Source organism: Kitasatospora sp. NPDC085879 (assembly GCF_040686255.1).
Lineage (GTDB): Bacteria > Actinomycetota > Actinomycetes > Streptomycetales > Streptomycetaceae > Kitasatospora.
On record NZ_JBFBJZ010000057.1, the window covers coordinates 43,081 to 52,401 of the forward strand.

The 9,321-nt window shown below is 71.0% G+C and carries 12 protein-coding genes; 9 read left to right on the forward strand and 3 right to left on the reverse strand.

What is annotated here, in order from left to right; translation table 11 throughout:
• Positions 1-5: 5 nt before the first annotated feature.
• From AB0P35_RS31955 to AB0P35_RS31975, 5 genes are all read left to right on the forward strand, one after another.
• Entirely contained in the window at positions 6-800 is a 795-nt protein-coding gene (locus AB0P35_RS31955; RefSeq protein WP_363517843.1) for a transposase, read from the forward strand.
• 578 nt (positions 801-1,378) lie between these two features.
• A complete protein-coding gene (locus tag AB0P35_RS31960; protein ID WP_363517846.1) occupies positions 1,379-2,782 on the forward strand; it encodes a hypothetical protein in 1,404 nt (467 codons plus the stop codon).
• 24 nt (positions 2,783-2,806) lie between these two features.
• Positions 2,807-3,673, forward strand: a complete 867-nt coding sequence (locus AB0P35_RS31965; RefSeq protein ID WP_363517849.1) for a hypothetical protein — start codon at positions 2,807-2,809, stop codon at positions 3,671-3,673.
• Complete coding sequence (locus AB0P35_RS31970) at positions 3,667-4,374, forward strand: ATP-binding protein (protein ID WP_363517852.1); 708 nt, start codon at positions 3,667-3,669, stop codon at positions 4,372-4,374. The genes AB0P35_RS31965 and AB0P35_RS31970 overlap by 7 nt, the downstream gene beginning before the upstream one ends.
• Complete coding sequence (locus AB0P35_RS31975; RefSeq protein ID WP_363517855.1) at positions 4,338-4,682, forward strand: hypothetical protein; 345 nt, start codon at positions 4,338-4,340, stop codon at positions 4,680-4,682. The genes AB0P35_RS31970 and AB0P35_RS31975 overlap by 37 nt, the downstream gene beginning before the upstream one ends.
• A 58-nt stretch (positions 4,683-4,740) precedes the next feature.
• Here AB0P35_RS31975 and AB0P35_RS31980 read toward each other — a convergent pair whose 3' ends face one another.
• Positions 4,741-5,019, reverse strand: coding sequence for a hypothetical protein (locus AB0P35_RS31980; RefSeq protein WP_363517858.1), 279 nt, complete (start codon positions 5,017-5,019; stop codon positions 4,741-4,743).
• Positions 5,020-5,561: 542 nt separating this feature from the next.
• Between AB0P35_RS31980 and AB0P35_RS31985 the strand changes: the two genes are divergently transcribed.
• The 3 genes from AB0P35_RS31985 to AB0P35_RS31995 are packed head-to-tail and all read left to right on the forward strand — an operon-like array spanning position 5,562 to position 7,082.
• The gene (locus AB0P35_RS31985; protein ID WP_363517861.1) at positions 5,562-6,407 is read left to right on the forward strand and encodes an SGNH/GDSL hydrolase family protein; all 846 of its coding nucleotides are present in this window, start codon (positions 5,562-5,564) and stop codon (positions 6,405-6,407) included.
• A 5-nt stretch (positions 6,408-6,412) separates the two neighbouring features.
• Positions 6,413-6,706, forward strand: coding sequence for an MFS transporter (locus tag AB0P35_RS31990; RefSeq protein ID WP_363517879.1), 294 nt, complete (start codon positions 6,413-6,415; stop codon positions 6,704-6,706).
• A gap of 7 nt (positions 6,707-6,713) precedes the next feature.
• The gene (locus AB0P35_RS31995) at positions 6,714-7,082 is read left to right on the forward strand and encodes an MFS transporter (RefSeq protein WP_363517882.1); all 369 of its coding nucleotides are present in this window, start codon (positions 6,714-6,716) and stop codon (positions 7,080-7,082) included.
• A gap of 15 nt (positions 7,083-7,097) precedes the next feature.
• Here the strand turns inward: AB0P35_RS31995 and AB0P35_RS32000 are convergent, their stop codons facing one another.
• Both AB0P35_RS32000 and AB0P35_RS32005 read right to left on the reverse strand, forming a co-directional pair.
• Positions 7,098-8,045: an integrase core domain-containing protein gene (locus AB0P35_RS32000; RefSeq protein WP_363517864.1), complete on the reverse strand. Its 948-nt coding sequence runs from the start codon at positions 8,043-8,045 to the stop codon at positions 7,098-7,100.
• On the reverse strand, positions 8,042-8,356 hold the full coding sequence (locus AB0P35_RS32005) for a helix-turn-helix domain-containing protein (RefSeq protein ID WP_363517867.1): 315 nt from the start codon (positions 8,354-8,356) through the stop codon (positions 8,042-8,044). The genes AB0P35_RS32000 and AB0P35_RS32005 overlap by 4 nt, the downstream gene beginning before the upstream one ends.
• A 164-nt stretch (positions 8,357-8,520) precedes the next feature.
• Here AB0P35_RS32005 and AB0P35_RS32010 point away from each other — a divergent pair, with 164 nt between their 5' ends.
• Entirely contained in the window at positions 8,521-8,709 is a 189-nt protein-coding gene (locus AB0P35_RS32010) for a hypothetical protein (RefSeq protein WP_363517870.1), read from the forward strand.
• The last annotated feature ends 612 nt before the right edge of the window (positions 8,710-9,321 follow it).

The following is a 9,321-nucleotide window of genomic DNA, read 5'->3' on the forward strand; positions in this document are numbered from 1 at the left end:
CCCATGTGACCGAGACCTGCTCCGGCGACGGAGCGAACGTCATCACCGACGTGGCCACCATGCCCGCCACCAGCGCCGACACCGAGGTCCTGCCCGCGATCCACACCCGGCTGGAACGCCGGAGCCTGCTGCCCGACCAGCACCTGGTCGACGGCGGCTACACCTCCCTGCCCCACCTGGAACAGGCGATGCGCGAACACCGTGTCACCGTCGTCGGACCGCTGCCGGGCAACCCCACCCGCCAGCACGGCCGCGGCGAGGGCTTCGCCCGCGACGACTTCCGGATCGACTTCGACCGCAAGGAGGTCACCTGCCCCCAGGGCCAGGTCAGCGCCGGCTGGCATGGCCCCTACCCGACCTCCTCACCGACCGCTGCCCCACTGATCATCGCCCGCTTCACCAAGAGCCAGTGCCGGCCCTGTCCGGTCCGGGCCAAGTGCACCAGCTCCCGCGACGCCCACCGCTCCGTGGGCTTCCCTCCGCGTGAGCTGTTCGAATTGCAGGTGCGTAACCGCGCCGACCAGCAGGATCCGACCTGGCACAAGCGATATGCGGTCCGCTCCGGCATCGAGGGCACCATCTGCGAATTCGCCCACGGCCACGGCATACGCCACTGCCGCTACCGCGGGCAGGCCAAGGCACACCTACAGCACGTGCTCACTGCCATCGCCGTCAATATCGAACGCCTCAGCAAGCAGCCAGTCAGCGAAAACGTGCCCCCACGACCACCGACAGCCTTCCAGGACTACCTCGACCAGCAGGGCATCCCGCGCCTACGTTCCTGGCGCGCCGTCAGCTGACGCGGAAGCAACCAAGATCCCCGACAGAGTCAAGCTGAGAAGCCGTTGTTGTACCGAACTTGATCGGCGTGTTTCCGCAGCTCAGGCATGACGTCGGCATGGGCGAGGCATGCTCGGGCCGTTGGGTTGTCTCGCTGGTGGAGGTGCCGGGATGGCGTCGGTCGTGGGTCTTCTCGAGGAACGGGAACTGGCCGCGCGGGAGCGCGTGGAAGAGCTTCGGGAGGTGGCCGACCGGGTGCTCGCCGAGCTCGCGGAAGCGGAGACGGCCTGGCGCGAGTGGCTGATCGCCAGGCAGCGCGTCGGCGAGCTTCTGTCCGTGCGGCGGACTTCGGAAGCAGGTGAGGTCGGCTCTGGAGCCGGTGAGCCCTCTGTGTCGGAGCCCGCCACGAACGCGCCCGCCGAGGTTCCCGCGCCGAGGGCTGCTCGAGCGGGCCGTTGCGGGCGGGGCCGATGGCCTTCCATCTGCTGTGGTCCGGCGTCCTCACCGCTGGGTTGGAGGAGCGGCCGCTGGACTCCGGGACCGTGGTGAGCCGGGCGGTGGCGGCGTGAACGGCGGGTCGGGCCGCCGGGTGCTGGCGGTGGGCGCGCACATCGTCTTCGACGGACGCGCCTGGCAGGTGGTCGGGGTAGCGGGGCAGCTGGTGCGCCTGGCCGGCGAGCGGGGAGAGGTCGCGACGGTGCTGGCCGGGCACCTGGTGGCGGCGCCGGACTTCGCGGTGACCAGCGCGCGGCCGCAGGTGGGGGTGCCGCAGTGGGGGCTGTTCCAGACGGTGCCGGTGCGCGAGCAGGGGAAGGCGCTGGCCTGGCAGCGGCACATCCAGGAGGTCGAGTACAGACTCACCGGCGGGGAGGGAGCGGCGGGGGTGCCGCAGCCGCAGCACGACCCGCTCTCGCCCACGCTCGCGCAGCGGGAGCATGCCAAGGCCGATGAGCTCACGGGCCTGGGGTGGGGCCACGTGGCGGCGAGCACAGTGCAACGGATGCGGTTGAACTACCGGCGCCAGGGGCTGTGGGGGCTGGTCGACCATCGCACCACCAAGCCCGCCAGTCGCACCAGGCGCAGCGACGAGAACGTCGTCGCTGCGGTGCTGGAGGCGCTACGACTGCAGCGTGGCCGGTCCAAGGGCACGGCGAAGGGGCTGATGCGGCTCACGAGGCAGGTGCTGGACGACCGGCACGGGCCCGGGGCGGTGACACTGCCGGCGCAGGCGACGTTCTACCGGCTGGTGAAAGCGTTGGCCGATCCCGCCGAGCTGCCCGGCCGGCCGGCGCGCACCGCCCCCGCCTCATCGGGGCGGCCTTTCACTCCGGCGGTGGCGCTGCGGCCGGGCGAGCAGGTCATGCTCGACTCCACCCGGCTGGACGTTATGGCCGTCTTCGCCGACGGCACCGCCGGCCGCCCGGAGCTGACCATCGCGCTGGATGTCGCCACCCGCTCCATCCTGGCCGCCGTTCTGCGCCCGGCCGGCACCAAGTCCGTCGACGCCGCGCTGCTGCTCGCCGAGATGGCCGTCCCGCACCCGCTGCGCCCGGGCTGGCCCCCCGCGCTGGCGATGTCCCGCGCGCCTGTGCCGTACGGGGACCTCCTGGAAGCGGACCCGCGTCTGGAGGCTGCCGCCGCCCGGCCGGTCGTGGTGCCGGAGACCGTGGTCGTTGACCGCGGCCGGATCTTTCTCTCGTCCGCGTTCCTGGCCGCCTGCGAGAGCCTGGGCATCAGCGTGCACCCCACCCCACCCCGCCCCGGCGCCCCGCCGCCAAGGGCCACGTCGAGCGCGCCTTCGGATCCATCAACACCCTCTTCTGCCAGCACGTCGCTGGCCACACCGGCTCCGACGTCACCCGCTGCGGATCTGACAGCCAGCGCGAAGCCCTGTGGAGCGTCGCCCAACTGCAGGACATGCTCGACCAGTGGATCGCCACCGAGCGGCAGAACCGCCCCGCCGAGGGGCTGCGGCACCCGTCGATGCCCGCCTGCGCCCTGACCCCGAACGAGATGTGGGGGCGCGATGCTCGGCGCCGCCGGGTACGTGCCGCTCCCGCTGAGCGGCGACAACTGGGTCGAACTGCTGCCCGTGGTGTGGAAGCCCATCACCGGGCGCGGTATCCGCCTGAACCACCGCACCTACGACCACCACGTGCTGGGCGACTACCGCGGCCGGCCCTCCGGCATCACGGCGCAGCAGGGCCGGTGGGAGGTCCACCACAACCCCCACGACGCCCGCCAGGTCTGGATCCGCCTCGGCGACGGCGACTTCACGCCGATCCCGTGGATCCACGCCGACCACGCCCACCAACCCTTCGGCGACCAGCTGTGGCAGCACCTCAAGGACACCGTCGCCCGCCGTGGGGAGCGCGACCGGCACGAGGCCGACCTCGCCCAGGCCCTCGACGACCTCCTGCGCCGAGCCCGAGGCGGCACCGCAAGGCCGCGCGAACACGCCCTGGTCACCCGTCAGGCACCCGCCGCCCTCCCCCACGACACCCACGGGCCTGCCGGACCCGGCCTCGGGGAGGACCCCGACGGACGGGCCAGGCAGCGCAAAAGGACGAGGCGGCAGAAGCAGACCACGGTCCCAGGCAACTCCGGCCCCGGGCAGCAATCGGGCGGTGACAAGCACACCGTTCCACGGCCACGACGGGCCAGCGTTTCGCGGGCAGGGGCAGCGACCGGGGAAGAAGAGACCCCCGAAGCACTGTTCGACGCCGACGCGCAGTGGCGGACGCCAACGCCGCCCCCGGGAAGCCTGAACCCGGGCGGCAAGGATGACGAGGAAGGCCTCGACACCGCCGGTCCCCGCCTGGACGACGACGCCGATGCCGTGGACGCCGGCTTCGGGCTGTTCGACGCGGCCGAGGAGGCTCAGCAGTGGTGACCCCATCTCAAGCTCCGCCCCAGGCAGGTACCGCCACGCCCACCACCTGGGAGGAATGGAAACGCTTCGTCGACAGCAAACGACCTGCACCGCCCGCGCCCGACGCGCCCAGGCGCCCCGCCGACCAGCGCCTGGCTTACCACTCCCGGTTCGTCGTCGTACGCACCCCTGCCCTCGACAAGATCACCACCAGTCTGCGTGCCCTCACGCTGCTCGGGCGCCATCAGGAGGGCACCGCCCGCCCGGGGCTGATCGTCACCGGGCCGCCCACCACCGGCAAGAGCACCGCCCTGCAAGAAGTGGGCCGCACCTACGAGCTGCACCACAGGTCCCTGTCCCACGGTCCTGTCCCCGGGCAGGCTCCGGTCGCGTACATCTTGGTGCCGCCCGGCGCGAGCGCCAAGAACCTGGCCGCCGAGTTCGCCCGCTTCGTCGGCCTGCCGGTCGGCCCCCGCATGACCCAGGCGCTACTCACCGCCACCGTCTGCAGCATGTACATCAGCCTGGGGGTGCGCCTGGTCCTCGTGGACGAGATCCACCGCCTCAACCCCCGCACCACCAACGGGGCGGAAGCTGCCGACTTCTCAAGGACCTCACCGAACGCCTGCCCGCCACCTTCGTCTACGCCGGCGTCGACGTCACCGACACCCCGCTGTCCAGCGGCGTGCGCGGCGCGCAGCTGGCCGGGCGTGCCTCGCTGATCGACTGCGATCCCCTGCCCGCCCGCGTCGGCCACCAGACCCCGTTCGGGTCCACCGTCGCCGCGTTCGAGAACGCCCTCGGCCTCGCCGCACACCGGCCCGGCTCCCTACGACGCCTGGCCCCCTACCTCCACCAGCGCACCGCCGGCCGGATCGGCAGCCTCTCCCGCCTCATCCGCCAGGCCGCGATCACCGCCATCCTCGACGGCACCGAAAAGATCACCAAGACCTCGTTGGACGCGATCACCCTCGACCACATCGCCGAACAACACCACCGACCGGTCCGCCAACCGGCCAGACGACGATGAACACCCGCCCGCCCATGCCCTCGGCCGGCTCGGTCGCCGGGCCGGCCTCGCCCCGTACTCACGGGCCGTCCACTTCCCTGCGCACGCCGCTGCCGTGCTCCACCAGCTCGTGGCACAACGGAACCGTGATCTGCGCCTCCTCGGCCCAGGACCGGGCGTAGACGACGGTGTGAAAGCCACCGGTGTGGTAGCCGCCGCTGCAGATCACCACCTCGGCATCGGTGACCTCCACGGTGAGCCTGCGCCGCGCTCCCCACGCGCCCACCAGGTAGTCGTTGCCCGCGGCGCGCACGTACCCGGCGGAGTCCGGGCGTACCCGGGTGCGGCGGCTGTCCAAAGGCGGCTGGAGGAGCGGATGGGCGGATGAAGGATCCCCGAGCAGGGCGGACCGCTCAGCAGCCCAACACGCTATCCGGTCAGGGGTGGGGAGGTGCGCCTGCGGCGCCCCGGCCGGGCCCGGAGAGTACGGGGCCTGCCCGTTGGGTGCTGTCTGGGGATGCAGGAGCTGTCCCGGGGCGTCGCAGAGCGTGGTGAGTGAGCCGGGGTGGGCCGGACTGACAGGGAGGCAGGCACCGGCGGCCTGGCGGCATCTGGGAGCAGGCACCGGCGGCTGTCCGCACCCGCTTCTTCCGCCGCCACGGCCTGGCATGGGAGCAGCTGGTCTGACGCACGGCTCGACCGGCGGCGCCCGCCGCGCCGCGGACGAGAGCGGCTCCCGCCCGGCGGCCCCAGAGGGGCCCAGGATTTCTTGGGCCTGCCGAGCACCGTCCTGGATTCATAGGCTCATAGGCGCTTTCGAATCCTCAAGATGGGCGTACATCTATGCGTGTACCAAAGTTCCGAAGGCTGCTGGTATCGGCGGCAGCGTCGATCGCGGTCATGGCGACCATCGGTGCCTCAAGCGTCTTCGCCTGCCCGATCCCGCCGCCGGCACCCGAGTACTACCTCGCGCTGGGAGACTCCCTGTCCGTCGGCGCGCAACCCACCAGCGACGGGAATCTCATTGCGACCGACCGCGGATACGTGGATCGCCTGTACACCGCGCAGCAGCACGTCCGTCCCCGCCTGCAGCTGGTCAAGCTCGGCTGCTCCGGCGAGAGCACGACGACCATGCTGTCGGGCGGGATCTGCCACTACGGCGGAGCCGCTTCGCAGATCGACGCCGCCGTCAACTTCCTTGCCACGCACCGCGGCTCAGTCCGACTGGTCACGCTCGACATCGGCGCCAACGACATCCTCCGCTGCGCCAAGAACGCCAGCAGCATCGACGCGACGTGCGCGCAGAGCGGCCTGCGTGACATCGCCGCGAACCTGCCCGTGATCACGGCCAGGCTGCGGGTCGCCGACCCGGCCGCCGACGTCCGCTTCGCCGCAATGGACTACTACGACCCCTTCCTGGCGGCCTCACTCCTGGGCCCCGAAGGACAGTCAGCAGCCAGGGCCTCCCTCCAGGGCGCCGACATCGCCAACACTCTGCTGCGCACCGTCTACAGCCGGGCGGGATTCCTGGTGACCCCCGTCGCGTCGGGCTTCGCCACCCACGACACCACCCCCGTCCCCGTGCCCGGCGTCGGCGAACTCCCGCGCAACGTCGCCACGGTCTGCCAACTGACCTGGGCCTGCACCCCCCCGCCCACCGGGCCGGACATCCACCCCAACGATGCCGGCTACCAGGCCATCGCCGAAGCCTTCGCCAACGCGCTCGGCACCGCCACGCACAAGTAACGATGATGACTCCTCGACCACACCGCAAGTACCTCATCCTGGCCGTCCTGAGTGCCGGTTCGTCGATGACAATGCTCGACACGGTCACTGTCGCCGTGGCACTGCCCAGCATCGGCGCGCAGCTACACACCGGGCTGACGGGGTTGCAATGGGTGGTGGAGGCCTACAGCCTGGCCTATGCCGCGCTGCTGCTGGCCGGCGCTGCGCTGGGGAACCGTTTCGGTTCCAAGAAGGTGTTCCTGGCCGGCTTGGCTTTTCACGGCAGGATCCGCCTGCTGCGCACTTACGCCCGGCCTTGAATGGCTGATCACTGCGCGGATCGTGCGGGGAGCCGGCGCTGCCTTGATCGCTCCCGGCTGCCTGCCGATCCTTCGACATGTCTTCGCCAGAACCGAGGAGCGCACCAGCGCCCTCGCCGTGTGGGGAGGCATGTCGTCGCTCAGCCTGGCATTGGGGCCCGTGATCGGGGGACTTCTCGTCGGTATCTCCGGCTGGGCCTGCGCGTTCTGGATCAGCGTTCCTGTCAGTACGGCCAGCCTGATCGTCGGAATGAAAGTGCTGCCAGATTTCGCCGAGCGCACGGGTAGGCTCTGCTCACGGGGGCAACTCTGTTGGGCCGCGGGCATTGCGGCCGCGATTTATGCATTGACGGAAGCACCGGGGCCTTCGCCCTGATGGGTGTGTCCCGCGTCAAGCAGTTGGCAGGTTTTCGGGTTCGGGAAAGTTGGGGACGAGCGGGTCCGCGGCGCCGGTGTGGACGTCGTGGGGCCGGTTCCAGGCGAGTGCCTCGTGCGGTCGGACGGTGTTGTAGTCGCGCGGGTAGTCCTCGGCGTGCCGGACGAGGTCGAGGGCGTCGGGGATCTCCTCGAGGAACAGCTTCTCGTACTTGAGCGAGCCGAAGCCGCGCTCGCGTGAGCCGTTCTGCCCGGGCGTGCGGACCCGGGTGCGGACGTGTCGCAGCTCCGGTCGGGTGGCGATGAACGCCTCGAACCGGAACGAGCGGAACGGTCCGCCGTTGTCGGTGACGATCGTGACCAGCGGCTTCACGGTCCCGTTCGCGTCGCGCGGGGCGAGCTCGGCCAGCGGCTTTCCGGCCAGCAACTCCGCTTCCTTGATGGCGAGTTCGATCGCGGCGATGGCGTCGTGCTGGTTCGCGGTGGGCGACACGTGCCAGCCCAGCTCGTACTTCGACCAGTAGTCCCGGCAGCCCGCGAGCCGCCAGGTGCCGCCCGAGGCGGTCTCGAACTCGGAGAAGTCGAGCTGCCAGACCTGGTTCGGGCCGGTCGGCTCGGTCGCGAAGGCGGCCTTGCGGCGGGCGGCGAGCCGGCGCCGTTCCCGCTGGTAGTTCGCCTCCAGCAGCAGGCCCTCGTCCCGCAGCAGCCGCAGCACGGTCGCCTGGGAGACGCGGTGGCCGTCGTGCCGGCACATCGCCCACACCTTGCGGTGGCCCCAGGCCGGGTGCGCGAGCGCGTGCCGGCGGGCGGTCTCCCGGACGCTCTCGCGGGTCGGGCGCGGCCACGGTCCTCTGGCCTGCGCGCCCTGTTGGGCGCGGGCCTGGTGGCGACGCCAGGTCCGCTCGGGCACGCCGATGAGCCGGCAGAACCTCGCGGTCGGCATGCCCGCCCCGGTGCGGATCACCTCGAGGTCCTCGAAGGGCCCAGCCGGCCCTCCGCGGACTTCTTCCACACCCGCAGCTCGACCGCGGCCTCACCCAGCGCCTGGGTCAAGTCGGCGACCTGGGCTTCGAGTTGCTGTTCCCGGGTGCTGGGGCCGGACTTGCCCGCGAGGCCGGCCCGGCCGGACTCCAGGAACTGGCGCTTCCAGGTCCCGATCGACTGCTCGGACACCTTCGCCCGGCGCGCGGCCTCGGCAACGGTCATCTCACCGGCCAGGATCGACAGCACGATCCGGACCTTCTCCTCCGGCGGCAGCGCCGGTGGCCTCACCATGATCGATCAGACTCCTTCAAGCAGCAGGACCCGCAAGAAACGAGCCCTGCCACAAAGTCTGACGCGCGACAGCTGGACGTGCCGATACCCCGGAGAACGCCGCGGCGTTCGGGTTCACCGGCCGCGGTGGCGTCAACCAGAGCGGAAACCCTCAGATCAGGCTGATGGTGCTGGCCGAATGCGGCACCCACGGCCTGGTCGACGGCGCCTTCGACGGGGTGGCGCGGGCCAGTGAGCACGCATTCGCCCGTCAGCTCGTCGCCAGCCTTCAGCCGGACATGCTCCTGCTGGCCGACCGCAGCTTCAACGGCTACGAACTGTGGGCCACGCCCGCTCGACGGGCGCTCACCTGACCTGGCGGATCAAGGGCAACCAGGTATTCGTGCCCCTGCGGGTCCTACCCGACGGCTCGTTCATCTCGGTCATGCCGACTCCGAAGGAGACCGTCCGACACGGCCAGGCACGGGCTGCCGGCCGCACCCTGGCCCAGCCGCCCGAGGGCCACACCGTGAGGATCATCCAGTACACCGTGACGGTCCACCTGAAGGCCGGCCCGCCTCCGCCGCACAGTGCGGCGACATCGACCCCGACCGAATCTCCTTCACCGTGACCGTGCAGCTCGCCCGGCTGAAGGTCGCCAGCCAAGCGGCCGCGGACGCCATCACGCTGGTGGCAGCGCGAAGCGAGGTCGTCCGCGAGCTCTTGGACGGCCTCCTCCCAGCCCGACGCGACCGACAGTGCGACCGAGTCAAGAAGCCGCCCAAGAACACCTTCGAAACCAAGAAGCGAGACCAGCCACGCACTCCCGGTCACGTGCAGTACACCCTCAAAGTGGCCTGGCACCCGCCCCTACCTGCAGAAACGCCCTAACCTCCGTGTTTCGCTTCGCGTCGGCTGATCTGGGGTGATCTCCAGGTTGAAGGTCGTGGGGTTGCCGTCGGACGGTGGGCATGCCGAGGGCCCGG